This window comes from Pseudomonas sp. GM74 (genome assembly GCF_000282455.1).
In the GTDB taxonomy this organism is placed as follows: Bacteria; Pseudomonadota; Gammaproteobacteria; order Pseudomonadales; family Pseudomonadaceae; genus Aquipseudomonas.
The window spans coordinates 20,997-39,144 of the sequence record NZ_AKJG01000045.1 but is presented as its reverse complement, the minus strand read 5'-3'; the positions used below and the strand labels follow the sequence as shown (position 1 = coordinate 39,144).

Below are 18,148 nucleotides of genomic sequence, written 5' to 3'. Positions count from 1 at the left end.
CTGCGGGTCCAGCTGAAAAACGAAAACAGGTAACGCTTCCTACAACGCCCCTCACTTACATCTGAGCGACATGTTCATAAAGGAACGCGCGACATCCAACATTTCCGCTGTTTTGCCGATGATAACCGGTGCTATTTTCGGTAACGAAACTGTAACATTCGTATCCGCAGTCAAAACAAGAAATCTGGAGCTCTTGAATGTTTGCTTTCTTTCGTCCTGCCGCACATCAGGCTCCATTGCCTGAAGAAAAAATAGACAGCACCTACCGACGCCTGCGTTGGCAGATTTTCGCCGGCATCTTCATTGGCTATGCGGGTTATTACCTGCTGCGCAAGAACTTCTCCCTGGCCATGCCATACCTGATCGACGAGGGCTACTCCCGTGGTCAGCTGGGCCTGGCGATGTCCGCCATCGCGATTGCCTACGGTCTATCGAAATTTCTGATGGGCCTGGTGTCCGACCGTTCCAACCCGCGTTTCTTCCTGCCGTTCGGTCTTCTGGTGTCGGCTGGGGTGATGTTCATTTTCGGTTTCGCGCCTTGGGCGACGTCCAGCGTGACCATGATGTTCATTCTGCTGTTCATCAATGGCTGGGCGCAGGGCATGGGTTGGCCGCCGAGTGGCCGGACCATGGTGCACTGGTGGTCGCAGAAGGAACGTGGCGGTGTGGTGTCCGTGTGGAACGTGGCGCATAACGTCGGCGGTGGCCTGATCGGGCCGTTGTTCCTGATCGGCATGGGCCTGTTCAATGACTGGCACGCCGCGTTCTACGTACCGGCTGCAGTGGCGCTGGCGGTAGCGGTGTTTGCCTTTGTGACCATGCGCGACACCCCGCAATCGGTTGGCCTGCCGCCGATCGAGCAGTACAAGAACGATTACCCGGAAGGCTACGACGCCAGCCACGAAGAGGAATTCAGCGCCAAGGAAATCTTCGTCAAATACGTGCTGCGCAACAAAATGCTCTGGTACATCGCCCTGGCCAACGTCTTTGTCTATCTGCTGCGCTACGGCGTGCTGGACTGGGCGCCGACTTACCTCAAGGAAGCCAAGGGTTTCACTGTGGATAAAACCTCGTGGGCGTACTTCTTCTACGAGTGGGCAGGTATCCCGGGCACGCTGCTGTGCGGCTGGATGTCGGACAAGATTTTCCGTGGCAACCGTGGCCTGACCGGCATGGTATTCATGGCGCTGGTGACGGTCGCGACGCTGGTTTACTGGCTCAACCCGGCCGGCAATCCGATGGTCGACATGATCGCGCTGCTTTCCATTGGCTTCCTGATCTACGGCCCGGTAATGCTGATCGGCCTGCAGGCGCTGGAACTGGCACCAAAGAAAGCTGCCGGTACGGCGGCGGGCTTTACCGGACTGTTCGGTTATCTGGGTGGTTCGGTCGCGGCCAGTGCAGCGATGGGCTACACCGTGGACCATTTCGGCTGGGACGGCGGCTTCGTGCTGCTGGTCGGCGCCTGCCTGTTGGCGATGGCCTTCCTGGCCCCAACGCTACGGCACAAACAAATCGCCAGTCAGGGCCGCGAAGCACTCGCTTGATCGGCCTTTGATTTACAGCGCTTGAGCCGCGCCTCCAGATTCCGGTCTGGCATGGCGTGGCTGCGCAGGGCGTGCGCGGTCTGCTCGACATAATCGCGAGTGGTGCCGTAACGCCCGCAAGCGTTTTCGAACACATGGCTCAGCACATGGTCCGGCAAGTTGCCAGCATAGCTGGGCAGGTGTCGCTCCAGCACAAAACCCAATGCCTGTACCTGGCTGCCATCTTCGAGACGGCAGTTGAGCCAGTGCGGGCGGTAGGAAGGGAAAGGCATCTCGCGCTGCCAAAGTGCGTAAAGCGAGGCTTCGAGTTGCTCTTCGGGCAAGCGATAGGCGAAACCGCTGCAAGAACCGCCACGATCCAGGCCAAACACCAGGCCGGGCATTTCCGGTGTGCCGCGATGTTCGTGGGACCATAGGTACAACCCACGATGATAGCCATGCACCCGGCCGCGAACCCGCTCAACCGCGGTGCATTCAGGGCGCCAGATCAACGAACCATACGCAAACAACCACACCGGCCCGCCCTTGTGGCGCGCCATGGTCGTTTGCATCGAGCTGAGCAATTGTTCGTGAGTGAGCTGCGGCCCCAGATCGAGCCGCGGAGGGTAAGCCAGATTCAAAAAAGCAGATTCTATGGCGCTCATGGCGAATAGCGTTCAGCTCCCCGCGGGTGAAGAATTACTTAATAGAACGCACAGCTGTAACAATAAGGCACATAAGTTTTAAGGCAATTTGAATGCCATGGCACAGCTCTTAATTAATTGCCTGGACAACATATAACCTACCGATATTTATAAAAGTTTATAAATGCCGATTGGCTATATGTGGAGTTATATACCTGTAGGAGCGAGCCTGCTCGCGATGGAATCAAGAGCGCTGCGGGTAGCCTGACTGCCCGAGTAATCGTTAACGACCATCGCGAGCAGGCTCGCTCCTACAGGGTGGACGGGGCAGATCAAGACCGCGGCGCGTAGGCAAATACGTCGGCACGCATCTGGTGGGCATCCATCCCCGCTTCCACCAGCGCATCCAGCGTGCCGTAGACCATGGCCGGAGAGCCACTGGCGTATACATGCAACGGCTTGAGGTCAGGGAAGTCTTCACAGACCGCTTCATGCAACATGCCGCACCGCCCTTCCCAGCCGCATTGATCGCTGACGACCTTGTGCAGGAACAGGTTGGGCAGCTTCAGCCATTCGTCCCAATGCTCGACCTGGTAAAAGTCTTCTGGACGGCGCACGCCCCAATACAGATGCACCGGATGCTTGAAACCCGAGGCCCGGCAATGTTCGATCAGGCCATGGACCTGGCCCATGCCGGTACCCGCGGCGATCAGCACGAGAGGACCGTCCGGCAACTCCTCCAGGTGGGTATCGCCAAACGGCAATTCGACCCGCACCATGCTGTTGCGCTGGAGCTGTTCGATCAGGCTCAACGCACTTGTTTCGCGCGCCAGTACGTGGATTTCCAGATCGCGCCCCGCATGCGGTGCCGAGGCGAGAGAGAATGCGGATTTTTCGCCGTTCTCCCGCTCGATCATCAGGTACTGACCGGCGTGGTAGCGCGGCGGTTTTCCGGCCGGAGCCCGCAGACGCACGCGCCAGGTGTCGCCGCCCACCTCCTTGCACTCAATGACCTGACACGACACGCTGCGCACTGGCAGTTCTCCCAGCGCGAGCACGCCATCCCACAGCACGATGCAGTCTTCCAGCGGCTCCGCTATGCAAGTGTAGAACTCGCCATGGTCGCGCACATTACCGGCCTGCTCGACCCGGCCTTCCACCAGTAGCGCCGCGCACACGTGGCAATTGCCGTTGCGGCAGCTTTGCGGGCATTCGTAGCCCAGTCGTCGTGCGCCATCGAGAATCCGCTCGCCGGGCAATATCTCAAGCACTGCTCCGGAGGGCTGCAAGGTTACACGCATCAATCTATTCCTAACTGATTCCAGATGGCATCGATCCGCTGGGTCACGGCATCGTCCTTGACGATGACCCGGCCCCATTCGCGGGTAGTTTCGCCCGGCCATTTATGCGTGGCATCGAGGCCCATTTTCGACCCCAGGCCGGAAACCGGCGAGGCGAAGTCCAGGTAGTCGATCGGCGTGTTGTCGATCATCACCGTGTCGCGCTTGGGGTCCATGCGCGTGGTAATGGCCCAGATCACGTCGTTCCAGTCCCGGGCGTTGATATCGTCGTCGGTGACGATAACGAACTTGGTGTACATGAACTGTCGCAAAAACGACCAGACACCCAGCATTACCCGCTTGGCGTGGCCCGGATACGACTTCTTCATGGTCACGATGGCCATGCGGTACGAGCAGCCTTCGGGCGGCAGGTAGAAGTCGGTGATCTCCGGGAACTGCTTCTGCAGGATCGGAACGAACACTTCGTTCAGCGCCACGCCGAGGATCGCCGGCTCATCCGGCGGACGGCCGGTGTAGGTGCTGTGGTAGATCGGCTTGATCCGATGGGTGATGCGTTCGACGGTGAACACCGGGAAGCTGTCGACTTCGTTGTAGTAACCGGTGTGGTCGCCGTACGGGCCTTCATCGGCCATCTCGCCCGGATGGATCACGCCTTCGAGGATGATTTCGGCGGTGGCCGGCACTTGCAGGTCGTTGCCGCGGCACTTCACCAACTCAGTGCGGTTGCCACGCAGCAGGCCGGCGAAGGCGTATTCGGAAAGACTGTCGGGCACCGGGGTCACGGCGCCGAGAATGGTCGCCGGGTCAGCGCCCAGGGCCACGGAAACCGGGAACGGCTGGCCCGGGTGCTTTTCACACCACTCGCGGTAGTCCAGCGCGCCGCCACGGTGGCTCAGCCAGCGCATGATGACCTTGTTGCGGCCGATCACTTGCTGACGGTAGATGCCGAGGTTCTGGCGATCCTTGTTTGGACCTTTGGTGACGGTCAGGCCCCAGGTGATCAGCGGACCGACGTCGCCCGGCCAGCAGGTCTGCACCGGCAGCATGGCCAGGTCGACGTCGTCGCCTTCGATGACCACTTCCTGGCACACCGCGTCCTTGACGACTTTCGGCGCCATCGAAATGATCTTGCGAAAGATCGGCAGCTTGGACCAGGCATCCTTCAAGCCTTTCGGCGGCTCGGGTTCCTTGAGGAACGCCAGCAACTTGCCGATCTCGCGCAGCTCGCTGACCGACTCGGCACCCATGCCCATGGCGACCCGCTCGGGGGTGCCGAACAGGTTGCCGAGCACCGGGATGTCATAGCCTGTCGGCTTTTCGAACAACAGCGCCGGGCCTTTGGCACGCAGCGTGCGATCACACACCTCGGTCATCTCCAGCACTGGAGAGACGGGGATCTGGATGCGTTTCAACTCTCCGCGCTGCTCAAGCTGCTGCACGAAATCCCGAAGATCCTTGAATTTCATTGATGATGGCACCCGAAAAATAGGCGTACATCCTACCTGCTCTGCCGGCCGCTGGCAGCTTATCGCTGCTTATCTGGATGCATTCACCTGCCCTTTCCCCGGGTTGGCCCTGGCTTGCAGACTGACAAACAGCGGTTCGAGGATCGGCGCCACCCACCGCGCACCGACCTCCGAGAGGTGATTGTCATCGGTGTACAACGAATGGCCGCCATGTTCGGCGCGGCACAAGCCGTTTGCATCACACAACCTCGGCGCAGGGTCCACCACCTGTACCGCCGGGTCTTGCGCCAGTTGTGCGAACAATTGACTGATGAATGCCTGGCGCTTGTGGTGCTCTGCGAGTGCCAGCCCGACATCGTCGACCGGACGGTCCAGCATTGCCAGGCGGGTGAGGCGATACGGTGGGCTGAAGGCCTGCAATGGCGCCTCTTTTACCAGCCAGACCCGATGCCCGCCGGCACGCAATTGCGCGACTCGTGCACGCAAGCCATCGGCCAGGCGTTGTTCGGCACTGGCGCGGTCGTAGTGCCCGTCAGCGCTTTTCAGAGCGTGACCCAGATCACCTTTGCCGTCGCCGTAGAGGTACAGGCTCCAGTGCGCGACCAACACCACATCGCTAACAGCTTGCGACATCAAGGCCTGTTCAACGCGTCGATTGAACCGCGCACAACGCGCATCGTGCTCCAGGCCTTCGACAGGCAAACAACCAGGAGAACTGGCGAGCATCACGTTGACGCCATGGGTTTTGGCACCCTCGTCGAAAACCGGAATCAACGCCGTGGCATGACTATCGCCCCAGACAAGCGCTGGGCGAAGGCGGTTTTGCGCGCCATAACGGCAGAACAACCTGTCGTCCGGCGTCTTGTCATCGGCCAGGCAGGCCATCAGCTCCGGCCGCCATTCGCGACCCTTGGCGTATTGCAGGGCCTGGTCAGACAGACGCCATGGCAAGCCGTCGGTCCATCGCAAGGTTTGTCCAGCCAGGCCGAGCACCAGGACGCCGCAGGCACCAGCGAGCAGAATCTGCCGGCGCCCGCCGAGCAGGCGGCGCTCACGAAACGGGGTTTCGACGAGTTTCCAGGACAGATAACCCAGCAACAGCGTCAGCAGAATCAACCCGGCACGGTCGAAAGCACTCGGTTCACCGACGCTGGCATAGCGGGAGAATACGAACACCGGCCAGTGCCACAGGTACCAGGAATAAGAAACCAGGCCGAGGCCGACCATCACCCGACTGCTCAAAAACTGACCAACCCAGGTTTCACGATGATTGTTGGCCAGAGTCAGCAGCACCACACCAAACACCGGCGGCAACGCCGCGATACCCGGGAATGGCGTGGCCTTGTCATAACCGAACACCGCCAACAGGATCAGCACCATGCCGAGCAGGCTCAGCCACTGCGCCGCCATCGGCTTGAGACGCCACGCCGACTTGGGCGCTACCGCCAGCATCGCTCCGGCCAATAGCTCCCACGCACGCATCGGCAGCAGGAAGTAGGCTTTTTCCGGGTGATGGGCGACGGCCCACACGCTCAAGCCAAAGGACAGCAGCAATACGCCGAACAGCGCCAGCCGCCAATGTTTCACACGGCTCGACAGCAGTGTCAGCAGCAACGGGAAGACAATGTAAAACTGCTCCTCCACCGCCAGCGACCAGGTGTGCAGCAGGGGTTTGAGGTCCGAGGCGACATCGAAATAGCCGTCCTGGCGCATGAACAGGATGTTGGACACAAACATCACCTGGTAACGCACCGACCGCCCCAGCTCTTCGTAATCCTTCGGTGCCAGCAAAAACCAGCCGACCGCCAGCACCGCGATGATCATCGCGAACAACGCCGGCAAAATTCGCCGCGCACGCCGGGCCCAGAAATCGACGAAGCTGAATGGCCCGGCCTGGCGCTGATTCCAGATGATCGACGTGATCAGGTAACCGGAAATCACGAAAAATACGTCCACGCCGACAAAGCCGCCGGTAAACCCGGGAACGCCAAAATGAAACAGCACGACAGCGATTACCGCCACCGCGCGCAAGCCGTCGATGTCCCTTCGATAAGCCAGTGTGCTCATAAACATAAAACCAGTCAGATCGTTGTTTTCAGCGCGCTTGAGCATCGTCCCCGGAGATGACTGCTGACGCGGCTGGTTGCAGTGCTAACCAACTGACCTTGTCCAATCAAAAACCTCCCATGGCCCGGAAAAAAAATGCAGGCAAAAAAAATGACGCCCCACCGGGGCGCCATTCTCTTGAACTCAACGGGCGATGTTACTTGCGCTTCATCGACAGGAAGAATTCGTCGTTGGTCTTGGTCGTTTTCAGCTTGTCGACCAGGAACTCGATGGCAGCCACTTCGTCCATCGGGTGCAGCAGCTTGCGCAGAATCCACATGCGCTGCAGCTCGTCGTCGGCAGTCAGCAACTCTTCGCGGCGGGTGCCGGAACGGTTGATGTTGATGGCCGGGAAGACGCGCTTTTCAGCGATACGGCGATCCAGCGGCAACTCCATGTTGCCGGTGCCCTTGAATTCCTCGTAGATCACTTCGTCCATCTTCGAGCCGGTTTCAACCAGCGCGGTGGCGATGATGGTCAGCGAGCCGCCTTCTTCGATGTTCCGCGCGGCGCCGAAGAAACGCTTCGGTTTCTCCAGGGCGTGGGCGTCGACACCACCGGTCAGTACCTTGCCGGAGCTCGGGATCACGGTATTGTAGGCACGGGCCAGACGAGTGATGGAGTCAAGCAGGATCACCACGTCTTTCTTGTGCTCGACCAGGCGCTTGGCCTTCTCGATCACCATTTCGGCAACCTGCACGTGGCGGGTTGGCGGCTCGTCGAACGTCGAGGCAACCACTTCGCCGCGCACGGTACGCTGCATTTCGGTTACTTCTTCCGGACGTTCATCGATCAGCAGCACGATCAGGTGAACTTCAGGGTTGTTACGCGCGATATTCGCGGCAATGTTCTGCAGCATGATCGTCTTGCCCGCTTTCGGCGGTGCAACGATCAGACCGCGCTGGCCTTTACCGATCGGGGCGCACAGGTCGATGACACGACCGGTCAAGTCTTCGGTGGAACCGTTACCGGCTTCCATCTTCATGCGCACGGTCGGGAACAGCGGAGTCAGGTTCTCGAAGAGAATCTTGTTCTTCGCGTTTTCCGGACGGTCGAAGTTGATCGTGTCGACCTTGAGCAGCGCGAAATAACGCTCGCCTTCCTTTGGAGGGCGGATCTTGCCAACGATGGTGTCACCGGTGCGCAAGTTGAAACGACGGATCTGGCTCGGCGAGACGTAGATATCGTCTGGACCTGCGAGATAGGAAGCGTCAGCGGAGCGCAGGAAGCCGAAGCCGTCCTGGAGAATCTCCAGCACGCCATCACCGGAGATTTCCTCACCGCTTTTCGCGTGCTTCTTGAGCAGGGAGAAAATCACGTCCTGCTTGCGCGAACGGGCCATATTTTCTATGCCCATCTGTTCGGCCAATTCGAGCAGTTCGGTAATCGGCTTTTGCTTGAGTTCAGTCAGATTCATATAGGAATGACGTAATCATTTATGGAGGGGGGAAATTAAGCTTTTGGCTTAATGAGGCCGCGCCGCGGAGAAGGCGACAGGATCGCGTACTTATTCGAAAAGGAGTGCGTCGGCGACGGCTAGCAGGGGGCAATGGAGAAACCAGTGCGGGGCCGAATGTACCACCTGAGTTTAGGAGCGTCTAGCCCTGAATACGCAAAAAGCCCCGCTAATTTGCGGGGCTTTTTAAGGACACTTTGCAGCGACGCTTAGATGTTGGCGTCGAGGAAGGCAGCCAGTTGCGACTTCGACAGTGCGCCGACCTTGGTCGCTTCAACGTTGCCGTTCTTGAACAGCATCAGGGTCGGGATACCACGTACGCCGTGCTTGGCCGGGGTTTCCTGGTTTTCGTCGATGTTCAGCTTGGCAACGGTCAGCTTGCCTTTGTAAGTCTCGGCAATTTCGTCCAGAACCGGAGCGATCATTTTGCAAGGGCCGCACCATTCAGCCCAGTAGTCGACCAGTACAGCGCCTTCGGCCTTGAGTACGTCGGCCTCGAAGCTAGCGTCGCTAACGTGTTTGATAAGATCGCTGCTCATGGAATTCTCCAGGTTGTAAGCAAAAAAACGTGGCCCATCATAGCGGTCCTTCCCTCGTTCAGGAAGGTGCAGATGATTGAGTCTCGCTATGGTGATTCATGAGTTTGGGTATAGCTCAGGTCATCAGGTGACGGGAGCGATGAACGCGATTCCGGTGCGCAACGCGGCATTGCGTACGTGCTCTTGCATGGCCTTTTGCGCGGCGCCAGATGCTCGGCGGGCCAGCGCACGAAGGATTTTGCGGTGTTCCTGCCAGGTTTCCATGGCCCGCTCGACCCGGATGAACGGTAGCTTCTGGCTTTCCAGGAAGATGTCGGCGCTGGCGGTCAGGATGCTCAGCATCGCCTGATTGCCGCTGGCCAGCAGGATGCGACGGTGGAATTCGAAATCCAGGCGGGCCGCGGCTTCGAAGTCGCCGGACTTCAGCTCGTTTCGCATGGCGGCGACATTGTCTTCCAGCGCATCGAGTTCGCCGGTGCTCAAGGTTACGGCCGCCAACCCCGCCGCAAACCCCTCCAGCGCATAGCGCAGTTGAAAGATGTCCAGCGGCAAAGCCTGCGCCGCGAACGGCCAGCCCGGTACCGCATCGCCTCGCGACAACTCCACCGGCGATTGCACGAACACGCCTTTACCCGGCTGGATGCTGATGACACCCAGCGCACTCAGCGACGACAATGCCTCGCGCAACGACGCCCGACTGACCCCCAATTGCACCGCCAGGTCCCGTTGCGAGGGCAAGGCATCCCCCGGCCCGAAGCCCTGTTCGGTAATCAGTTTGCGGATGGCTTGCAGCGCCACTTCAGGTACGGCGCGGGAGATCGAGTTCATGGTTTTCCAGACGAACCAGGCCAATGTGCGCTCAGTTGTAAAGCTATTCGCGACGCCCGGCAAGTCGTGCCCCATGGGGGTTCGATGATTTTCACGGCTGCGCCATCGGGGTGCGAAACGCAACCTGACTGTTCAGACCAGTAAGACCGTCAACGCCAGCAAAACCGCGCTCTGGCACCCCCAAAACCCCATGTTGGCATGGCCCATGCTCTGTCGATCCGCAGAAATCACTTCTTGCCGATTCGGAGATTTGCCATGACCCAGCGTTACAGCGCCCTCCTCGCAGCCCTGTTTGCCAGCCTGATGCTGAGCCAGGCACCTGCCCACGCCGACGGTCTGGAGGATGTGGTCAAGCGCGGCGTCCTCAAGGTTGCCGTGCCCCAGGACTTCCCGCCGTTTGGCTCGGTCGGCCCGGACATGAAGCCCCGCGGCCTCGATATCGACACCGCGAAACTGCTGGCCGACCAGCTCAAGGTCAAACTCGAACTGACCCCGGTCAACAGCACCAACCGCATCCCCTTCCTCACCACCGGCAAGGTCGATCTGGTGATCTCCAGCCTCGGCAAGAACCCGGAGCGCGAAAAAGTCATCGACTTCTCCCGCGCCTACGCGCCGTTCTACCTCGCCGTGTTCGGTCCGCCAGACGCCGACATCAAGGGCCTGGACGATCTAAAGGGCAAGACCATCAGCGTCACCCGTGGCGCCATCGAAGACATCGAGCTGACCAAGGTCGCCCCCGAAGGCGTGACCATCAAGCGTTTCGAAGACAACAACTCGACCATCGCCGCGTATCTGGCCGGGCAAGTCGACCTGATCGCCAGCGGCAATGTGGTGATGGTCGCAATCAGCGAGAAGAGCCCGAAACGCGTGCCGGCGCTGAAAGTGAAGCTCAAGGATTCGCCGGTCTACGTCGGCGTGAACAAGAACGAGCCGGCGCTACTGGACAAGGTCAACCAGATCCTCGTGACCGCCAAGAGCGACGGCGCACTGGAAAAGAACGCCCTGACCTGGCTGAAAGAGCCGCTGCCGGCCGATCTCTGATTCGGCGCGCTGGAGACGTTTTATGGCTTATCAGTTCGATTTCCTGCCGGTGGTGAACAACACCGATCTGTTGCTGCGCGGTGCGTTGTTCACCCTTGAGCTGACCGCCATCGGCGCTGTGCTCGGCGTGGGGCTGGGCATCGTCGGGGCGCTGGTGCGGGCGTGGAACATCCGGCCATTCGCGGGGATTTTCGCGGTCTACGTCGAGTTGATCCGCAACACGCCATTCCTGGTGCAGTTGTTTTTCATCTTCTTCGGCTTGCCGTCCCTGGGCGTGCAGATTTCCGAATGGCAGGCGGCGGTACTGGCGATGGTCATCAACCTTGGCGCCTATTCCACCGAGATCATCCGCGCCGGCATCCAGGCGATTCCCCGGGGTCATCTGGAAGCCGCGGCGGCACTGGCGATGACGCGTTTCGAAGCGTTCCGTCATGTGGTGCTGCTGCCGGCACTGGGCAAAGTCTGGCCAGCCCTGAGCAGCCAGATCATCATCGTCATGCTCGGCTCGGCGGTGTGTTCGCAGATCGCTACGGAGGAGCTGAGCTTCGCCGCCAACTTCATTCAATCGCGCAACTTCCGCGCTTTTGAAACCTACGCACTGACCACGCTGCTGTATCTGTGTATGGCGCTACTGATCCGCCAGCTATTGAACTGGATCGGCCACCGCTTCATTGCAAGGAGCAGCCGATGAGCGACTTCACCTTCTGGGACATCGTGCGCAACCTGCTCACGGGCCTGCAATGGACCTTGGCGCTGTCGTTGGTGGCGTTCATTGGCGGCGGGCTGATCGGCTTGCTGATCATGGTCCTGCGCATTTCGAAAAAGTCATTGCCGCGCAGTTTCGCCCGCACCTACATCGAGCTGTTCCAGGGCACACCGCTATTGATGCAGCTGTTCCTGGTGTTTTTCGGCGTAGCGTTGGCCGGGCTGGAGATTTCGCCGTGGATGGCGGCGGCAATAGCTCTGACGTTGTTCACCAGTGCCTATCTGGCGGAGATCTGGCGCGGTTGCGTCGACTCGATTCCAAACGGCCAATGGGAAGCCTCATCGAGTCTGGCGCTGAACCCGCTGGAACAATTGCGCCATGTGATCCTGCCCCAGGCGTTGCGCATCGCCGTGGCACCGACCGTGGGTTTCTCGGTGCAAGTGGTCAAAGGCACCGCCGTCACCTCGATCATCGGCTTCACCGAACTGACCAAGACTGGCGGCATGCTCGCCAACGCCACCTTCGAACCTTTCATGGTCTACGGCCTCGTCGCCCTCGGCTATTTCCTGCTCTGCTACCCCTTGTCGCTCAGTGCGCGCTACCTGGAAAGGAGACTGCATGCCTCTGCTTAGAATTTCCGCCCTGCATAAATACTACGGCGATCACCACGTGCTCAAAGGCATCGACCTGAGCATCGAGGAAGGCCAGGTGGTGGCGATCATCGGCCGTAGTGGCTCGGGCAAGTCCACTTTGCTGCGCACTCTCAACGGCCTGGAGTCGATCAACGACGGCGTGATCGAAGTCGACGGCGAGTACCTCGACGCCGCCCGCGCCGACCTGCGCAGCCTGCGGCAGAAAGTCGGGATGGTGTTCCAGCAGTTCAACCTGTTCCCGCACCTGACCGTGGGCGAGAACGTCATGCTCGCGCCGCAAGTGGTGCAAAAAATACCGAAAGCCAAGGCCGCCGAACTGGCGCGGCAGATGCTGGAAAGGGTCGGGCTGGGGGAAAAGTTCGATGCCTTCCCTGACCGGCTGTCCGGCGGGCAACAACAGCGGGTAGCGATTGCCCGGGCACTGGCAATGTCGCCAAAGGTGTTGCTATGCGACGAAATCACCTCGGCGCTGGACCCGGAACTGGTCAACGAAGTGCTGAGCGTGGTCCGGCAACTGGCCAGGGAAGGCATGACGCTGATCATGGTCACCCACGAAATGCGCTTCGCCCGGGAGGTTGGGGACAAACTGGTGTTCATGCACCAGGGCAAGGTGCATGAAACAGGCGATCCGAAGGTGTTGTTCACCAATCCGCAGACGGCGGAGCTGGCGAATTTCATCGGGACGGTTGAGGCGGCGGGCTGAAGATCTGCGGTGCTATTGGCGCCGCCTTCGCGGGCAAGCCCGCTCCCACAGGGTCCTCTGCTGGAATACGATTGCGTATTCGCTGCAAAAACCTGGGGAACGGGCTTGCCCGCGAAGAGGCCAGTGGCCGCACCACTGGAGCCCCATGGTGAAAGATCGCAGCCTTCGGCTGCTCCTGCGCGTTGGCGCCAGCCTTTGATCGTGGCACGATGTCGAGGTTATCGACCGAGACCCCTGATCATGCCGCAATCCCAAGCCAAGAATCTGTCCCTGATCGCCGCAATCGACCTGGGCTCCAACAGCTTTCACATGGTCGTGGCCAAGGCCCAGAACGGCGAGATCCGTATTCTCGAGCGTCTCGGGGAGAAGGTTCAGCTGGCCGCCGGCATCGACGAAGAACGCCATCTCAGCGAAGAGTCGATGCAACGCGGGCTCGATTGCCTCAAGCGCTTCGCCCAACTGATCAGCGGCATGCCCACCGGCGCCGTTCGCATCGTCGGCACCAACGCCCTGCGTGAAGCCCGCAACCGCGCCGAATTCATCCATCGAGCCGAAGAAATCCTCGGCCACCCGGTGGAAGTCATTTCCGGCCGTGAAGAAGCGCGCCTGATCTATCTCGGCGTGTCCCACACCCTCGCCGACACCCCGGGCAAACGCCTGGTGGCCGACATCGGTGGCGGCAGTACCGAATTCATCATTGGCCAGCGCTTCGAACCGCTGCTGCGCGAAAGCCTGCAGATGGGTTGCGTCAGCTACACCCAGCGCTATTTCAAGGACGGCAAGATCACCCCGGCCCGTTACGCCCAGGCGTACACCGCGGCGCGGCTGGAGATCATGAGCATCGAGCATGCCCTGCACCGCCTGACCTGGGATGAAGCCATCGGCTCCTCAGGCACCATCCGTGCCATCGGCCTGGCGCTGAAGGCCGGCGGTCAAGGCTCGGGCGAGGTCAATGCCGAGGGCCTGGCCTGGCTCAAGCGCAAACTGATCAAGATGGGCGACGTCGAGAAAATCGATTTCGAAGGTATCAAGCCGGATCGCCGGGCGATTTTCCCGGCCGGCCTGGCGATTCTCGAAGCGATCTTCGACTCCCTCGAACTGCAACGCATGGATCACTGCGAAGGCGCCCTGCGCGAAGGCGTGCTCTATGACTTGCTGGGCCGCCATCATCACGAAGACGTGCGTGAACGCACCCTCACTTCGCTGATGGGGCGCTACCACGTCGATCAGGAACAGGCGGTACGGGTCGAGCGCAAGGCGCTGCATGCGTTCGATCAGGTGGCCAAGGACTGGGAGCTGGAAGACGGCGTCTGGCGCGAACTGCTCGGCTGGGCGGCCAAGGTCCATGAGGTGGGCCTGGACATCGCTCACTACCAGTACCACAAACACGGCGCTTATCTGATCGAGCACTCGGACCTCGCCGGGTTCTCCCGCGAAGACCAGTTGATGCTCGCGCTGCTGGTACGTGGCCACCGGCGCAACATTCCCAAGGACAAGTTCGCCGATTTCGGCGATGACGGCATCAAGCTGATTCGCCTGTGCGTGCTGCTGCGTTTTGCGATCCTGTTCCACCACATCCGTGGCACCCAGCAAATGCCCCAGGTGGAACTGAACGCCCATGGCAACAGCCTGGAAGTGGTGTTCCCGGAGAACTGGCTGGACGAAAACCAGCTGACCCAGGCCGACTTCGAAATCGAAGCGCAATGGCTGACCCGGGTCGACATTGTGTTGACCGCTCGCTGAAATTGAAAAAGGCCTTCTTCGGAAGGCCTTTTTTGTTCACAACCCATGTGGGAGCGGGCTTGCTCGCGAAGAGGCCATCACATCCAACATCAATGCTGGCTGTTCGGCCGCCTTCGCGAGCAAGCCCGCTCCCACAGGTTCCGCGTTACCGGACAGCCAGGATCGGGCTGCCCAAACGCTCCAGCAATGTCGCCTGGGCGCTGCGCGGGTTCTGGTTGCCGGTCGGTGTGTTACGGATGTAACGACCGTCCGACTGCAGGCTCCAGCTGTGGGTGTTATCGGTCAGATACAACTCCAGCTCTTTCTTGACCCGCATGATCAGCTTCTTGCCCTCCACCGGGAAGCAAGTCTCGACGCGCTTGTCGAGGTTGCGTTCCATCCAGTCGGCACTGGACAGGAACATCTGCTCGTCGCCACCGTTGAGGAAGTAGAAGACCCGGGTGTGCTCCAGGAAGCGGCCGATGATCGAACGCACGTGGATGTTGTGGGAAACCCCGGCGATGCCCGGTCGCAGGCAGCACATGCCACGCACCACCAGATCGATGCGCACACCCGACTGGCTGGCCTTGTACAGCGCGCGGATGATCTTCGGATCGGTCAGCGAGTTGAACTTGGCGATGATGTGCGCCGGTTTGCCGTCGAGGGCAAACTGGGTTTCCCGGGCAATCATGTCGAGCATGCCCTTTTTCAGGGTGAACGGCGCGTGCAGCAGTTTCTTCATACGCAGCGTCTTACCCATGCCGATCAACTGGCTGAACAGTTTACCGACGTCTTCGCACAAGGCGTCGTCGGAGGTCAGCAGGCTGTAGTCGGTATACAGGCGGGCGTTGCCTGCGTGGTAGTTACCCGTGCCGAGGTGCGCATAACGCACGATCTCGCCCGCTTCGCGACGCAGGATCAGCATCATCTTGGCGTGGGTCTTGAAGCCGACCACGCCGTAGATCACCACCGCACCGGCCGCTTGCAGGCGGCTGGCCAGTTGCAGGTTGGACTCTTCGTCGAACCGCGCACGCAATTCGATCACCGCCGTGACTTCCTTGCCGTTACGCGCCGCATCCACCAGCGCATCGACGATTTCCGAGTTCGCGCCGGAGCGGTACAGCGTCTGGCGCACCGCCAACACGTGTGGATCCTTGGCGGCCTGGCGCAGCAGGTCGACCACCGGGGTGAACGACTCGAACGGGTGCAGCAAGAGGATGTCCTGCTTGCTGATCACGCTGAAAATGTTCTCGCTGTTCTGCAGCAGTTTCGGAATCTGCGGGGTGAACGGCAGGTATTGCAGCTCGCGCTGGCTGTCCAGGCCGGTGATGCTGAACAGCCGCGTAAGGTTCACCGGACCGTTGACCTGATACAACTCCGTCTCGCTCAGGTTGAATTGCTTGAGCAGGTAGTCGGACAGGTGTTTCGGGCAAGTGTCGGCCACTTCCAGACGTACCGCATCGCCATAGCGCCGGGAGAACAGTTCGCCGCGCAAGGCGCGGGCCAGGTCTTCGACGTCTTCGGAGTCCAGCGCCAGGTCGGCGTTACGGGTCAGGCGGAACTGATAGCAGCCCTTGACCTTCATGCCTTGGAACAGGTCATCGGCGTGAGCGTGAATCATCGACGACAGGAATACATAGTTGTCGCCAGCACCGCCGACTTCTTCCGGCACCTTGATGATGCGCGGCAGCAGGCGTGGCGCCGGGATGATCGCCAGACCGGAATCGCGGCCAAAGGCGTCGATGCCTTCGAGTTCGACGATGAAGTTCAGGCTCTTGTTCACCAGCAACGGGAACGGGTGAGTCGGGTCGAGGCCGATCGGGGTGATGATCGGTGCGATCTCGTCACGGAAATAGCGGCGGACCCAGGTCTTGAGCTTGGTTGTCCAGTTACGGCGACGGATGAAGCGGACCTGATGCTTTTCCAGTTCCGGCAATAGAATGTCGTTGAGGATCGCGTATTGGCGATCGACGTGACCGTGGACCAGCTCGCTGATGCGCGCCAGCGCCTGATGCGGTTGCAGACCATCGGCACCGGCCTGCTCACGGGCGAAGGTGATCTGCTTCTTGAGGCCGGCGACGCGAATTTCGAAGAACTCGTCCAGGTTGCTGGAGAAGATCAACAGAAACTTCAGCCGCTCCAGCAATGGATAGGACTCGTCCAGCGCCTGCTCCAGCACGCGGATGTTGAACTGCAGTTGCGAGAGCTCGCGGTGGATGTACAGGCTGCTGTCATCCAGACCGGGAATGGCCAGCGCTGGCGCTGGCGCTGTCACGGCGGTTTCGACGACCGCCGCGGGCGGAGCCGGCTCCAGTTCCGGAGGGGTCTCGTCGACTTGCTCCACCACAGGCTGAGCGTCTTTTACGGCAACTTCAGTGAGTACTTCGGTATTCATCGCATGTTCCTGGGAGGGCTATTTTTGCTCTCGTAACAATTGAGCGGCACGAACGGCAAAGTACGTCAGGATGCCATCAGCCCCTGCACGTTTGAAAGCGGTCAAGGACTCGAGGATAACCCCTTCGCTCAACCAGCCATTCTGGATCGCCGCCATGTGCATGGCGTATTCGCCGCTGACTTGATAAACAAACGTCGGCACTTTGAATTCTTCTTTTACCCGGCACAGGATGTCCAGGTACGGCATGCCCGGCTTGACCATGACCATGTCTGCACCTTCTGACAAGTCCGCCGCCACTTCGTGCAGGGCTTCATTGCTGTTGGCCGGGTCCATCTGATAGGAGGCCTTGTTGGCCTTGCCCAGGTTCAACGCCGAACCGACCGCATCGCGGAACGGGCCGTAATAGGCACTGGCGTACTTGGCCGAGTAGGCCATGATCCGCACGTTGACGTGACCGGCCACTTCGAGGGCTTCGCGGATGGCCTGGATGCGACCGTCCATCATGTCCGATGGAGCCACGACCTGAGCGCCGGCTTCGGCATGAGACAGGGCTTGCCTGACCAGTGCGTCGACGGTGATGTCGTTCTGCACGTAGCCTTCTTCATCAAGGATACCGTCCTGGCCGTGGGTGGTGAACGGGTCCAGGGCAACGTCGGTGATCACGCCCAGTTCAGGGAATTGCGCACGCAGGGCGCGGGTGGCGCGCTGGGCGATGCCCTCCGGGTTCCAGGCCTCTTCAGCATCCAGAGACTTGAGTTCCGAAGGCGTCACCGGGAACAGCGCCAGCGCCGGAATCCCCAGTTCGACCCACTTGGCCGCCTCTTCCAGCAACAGGTCGATGGTCAGGCGTTCGACGCCCGGCATCGAAGCCACCGCTTCGCGACGGTTTTCACCGTCCAGAACGAACACCGGCAGGATCAGGTCATCGACGGTCAGGACGTTTTCACGGACCAGGCGACGCGAGAAGTCGTCACGACGGTTGCGACGCAGGCGGGTTGCAGGGAACAGACGGTTGGCGGGGGTAAAGCTCACGGCAGACTCCTGAGCCCGCGCAGACGGGCG

Annotated in this window: 15 protein-coding genes; 6 read left to right on the top strand and 9 right to left on the bottom strand. The window is 60.3% G+C overall.

All coding sequences use genetic code 11. The features are described from left to right. Window positions 1-197 precede the first annotated feature (197 nt). Entirely contained in the window at window positions 198-1,547 is a 1,350-nt protein-coding gene (gene glpT / locus PMI34_RS18510; RefSeq protein ID WP_008048696.1) for a glycerol-3-phosphate transporter, read from the top strand. On the opposite strand, the gene PMI34_RS18515 is transcribed toward glpT, so the two are convergent. The 7 genes from PMI34_RS18515 to PMI34_RS18545 form a co-directional block, all read right to left on the bottom strand. Then, window positions 1,523-2,191: a gamma-glutamylcyclotransferase gene (locus PMI34_RS18515; RefSeq protein WP_008048695.1), complete on the bottom strand. Its 669-nt coding sequence runs from the start codon at window positions 2,189-2,191 to the stop codon at window positions 1,523-1,525. The two genes, glpT and PMI34_RS18515, sit on opposite strands and share 25 nt — an antisense overlap. A gap of 311 nt (window positions 2,192-2,502) precedes the next feature. Further along, entirely contained in the window at window positions 2,503-3,471 is a 969-nt protein-coding gene (locus PMI34_RS18520) for a CDP-6-deoxy-delta-3,4-glucoseen reductase (protein WP_008048694.1), read from the bottom strand. Then, window positions 3,471-4,937, bottom strand: a complete 1,467-nt coding sequence (gene ubiD, locus PMI34_RS18525) for a 4-hydroxy-3-polyprenylbenzoate decarboxylase (RefSeq protein ID WP_008048693.1) — start codon at window positions 4,935-4,937, stop codon at window positions 3,471-3,473. Before ubiD ends, PMI34_RS18520 begins: the two co-directional genes overlap by 1 nt. A 69-nt stretch (window positions 4,938-5,006) precedes the next feature. Then, complete coding sequence (locus PMI34_RS18530; RefSeq protein WP_032829537.1) at window positions 5,007-7,004, bottom strand: acyltransferase family protein; 1,998 nt, start codon at window positions 7,002-7,004, stop codon at window positions 5,007-5,009. Window positions 7,005-7,200: 196 nt separating this feature from the next. Beyond that, entirely contained in the window at window positions 7,201-8,460 is a 1,260-nt protein-coding gene (rho, locus tag PMI34_RS18535; RefSeq protein ID WP_003206716.1) for a transcription termination factor Rho, read from the bottom strand. Between the two features lie 248 nt (window positions 8,461-8,708). Next, entirely contained in the window at window positions 8,709-9,038 is a 330-nt protein-coding gene (gene trxA / locus PMI34_RS18540; RefSeq protein WP_003206727.1) for a thioredoxin TrxA, read from the bottom strand. A 123-nt stretch (window positions 9,039-9,161) separates the two neighbouring features. Next, a complete protein-coding gene (locus PMI34_RS18545) occupies window positions 9,162-9,866 on the bottom strand; it encodes a FadR/GntR family transcriptional regulator (protein ID WP_008048681.1) in 705 nt (234 codons plus the stop codon). A 255-nt stretch (window positions 9,867-10,121) separates the two neighbouring features. Here PMI34_RS18545 and PMI34_RS18550 point away from each other — a divergent pair, with 255 nt between their 5' ends. The 5 genes from PMI34_RS18550 to ppx all read left to right on the top strand — a co-directional run bounded on the left by PMI34_RS18550 (window position 10,122) and on the right by ppx (window position 14,712). Further along, the gene (locus tag PMI34_RS18550) at window positions 10,122-10,907 is read left to right on the top strand and encodes a transporter substrate-binding domain-containing protein (RefSeq protein WP_008048680.1); all 786 of its coding nucleotides are present in this window, start codon (window positions 10,122-10,124) and stop codon (window positions 10,905-10,907) included. A gap of 22 nt (window positions 10,908-10,929) precedes the next feature. Then, window positions 10,930-11,598, top strand: a complete 669-nt coding sequence (locus PMI34_RS18555) for an amino acid ABC transporter permease (RefSeq protein ID WP_008048679.1) — start codon at window positions 10,930-10,932, stop codon at window positions 11,596-11,598. Next, a complete protein-coding gene (locus tag PMI34_RS18560) occupies window positions 11,595-12,245 on the top strand; it encodes an amino acid ABC transporter permease (protein WP_008048678.1) in 651 nt (216 codons plus the stop codon). Before PMI34_RS18555 ends, PMI34_RS18560 begins: the two co-directional genes overlap by 4 nt. Beyond that, a complete protein-coding gene (locus PMI34_RS18565) occupies window positions 12,232-12,969 on the top strand; it encodes an amino acid ABC transporter ATP-binding protein (RefSeq protein ID WP_008048671.1) in 738 nt (245 codons plus the stop codon). Before PMI34_RS18560 ends, PMI34_RS18565 begins: the two co-directional genes overlap by 14 nt. Window positions 12,970-13,209: 240 nt before the next feature. Then, the gene (gene ppx, locus PMI34_RS18570) at window positions 13,210-14,712 is read left to right on the top strand and encodes an exopolyphosphatase (protein WP_008048669.1); all 1,503 of its coding nucleotides are present in this window, start codon (window positions 13,210-13,212) and stop codon (window positions 14,710-14,712) included. 145 nt (window positions 14,713-14,857) lie between these two features. Here ppx and ppk1 read toward each other — a convergent pair whose 3' ends face one another. Then, entirely contained in the window at window positions 14,858-17,086 is a 2,229-nt protein-coding gene (gene ppk1 / locus PMI34_RS18575; RefSeq protein ID WP_008048668.1) for a polyphosphate kinase 1, read from the bottom strand. An 18-nt stretch (window positions 17,087-17,104) separates the two neighbouring features. Then, the gene (gene hemB, locus PMI34_RS18580) at window positions 17,105-18,118 is read right to left on the bottom strand and encodes a porphobilinogen synthase (protein WP_007978864.1); all 1,014 of its coding nucleotides are present in this window, start codon (window positions 18,116-18,118) and stop codon (window positions 17,105-17,107) included. Window positions 18,119-18,148: the final 30 nt, after the last annotated feature.

Bases quoted from the DNA above. Each gene is read 5' to 3' on its own strand.
- trxA (WP_003206727.1), bottom strand. From the start codon at position 9,038: ATGAGCAGCGATCTTATCAAACACGTTAGCGACGCTAGCTTCGAGGCC.
- ppx (WP_008048669.1), top strand. From the start codon at position 13,210: ATGCCGCAATCCCAAGCCAAGAATCTGTCCCTGATCGCCGCAATCGAC.
- glpT (WP_008048696.1), top strand. From the start codon at position 198: ATGTTTGCTTTCTTTCGTCCTGCCGCACATCAGGCTCCATTGCCTGAA.
- PMI34_RS18545 (WP_008048681.1), bottom strand. From the start codon at position 9,866: ATGAACTCGATCTCCCGCGCCGTACCTGAAGTGGCGCTGCAAGCCATC.
- ubiD (WP_008048693.1), bottom strand. From the start codon at position 4,937: ATGAAATTCAAGGATCTTCGGGATTTCGTGCAGCAGCTTGAGCAGCGC.
- PMI34_RS18530 (WP_032829537.1), bottom strand. From the start codon at position 7,004: ATGAGCACACTGGCTTATCGAAGGGACATCGACGGCTTGCGCGCGGTG.
- PMI34_RS18520 (WP_008048694.1), bottom strand. From the start codon at position 3,471: ATGCGTGTAACCTTGCAGCCCTCCGGAGCAGTGCTTGAGATATTGCCC.
- rho (WP_003206716.1), bottom strand. From the start codon at position 8,460: ATGAATCTGACTGAACTCAAGCAAAAGCCGATTACCGAACTGCTCGAA.
- ppk1 (WP_008048668.1), bottom strand. From the start codon at position 17,086: ATGAATACCGAAGTACTCACTGAAGTTGCCGTAAAAGACGCTCAGCCT.
- PMI34_RS18565 (WP_008048671.1), top strand. From the start codon at position 12,232: ATGCCTCTGCTTAGAATTTCCGCCCTGCATAAATACTACGGCGATCAC.
- PMI34_RS18515 (WP_008048695.1), bottom strand. From the start codon at position 2,191: ATGAGCGCCATAGAATCTGCTTTTTTGAATCTGGCTTACCCTCCGCGG.
- PMI34_RS18560 (WP_008048678.1), top strand. From the start codon at position 11,595: ATGAGCGACTTCACCTTCTGGGACATCGTGCGCAACCTGCTCACGGGC.
- PMI34_RS18555 (WP_008048679.1), top strand. From the start codon at position 10,930: ATGGCTTATCAGTTCGATTTCCTGCCGGTGGTGAACAACACCGATCTG.
- PMI34_RS18550 (WP_008048680.1), top strand. From the start codon at position 10,122: ATGACCCAGCGTTACAGCGCCCTCCTCGCAGCCCTGTTTGCCAGCCTG.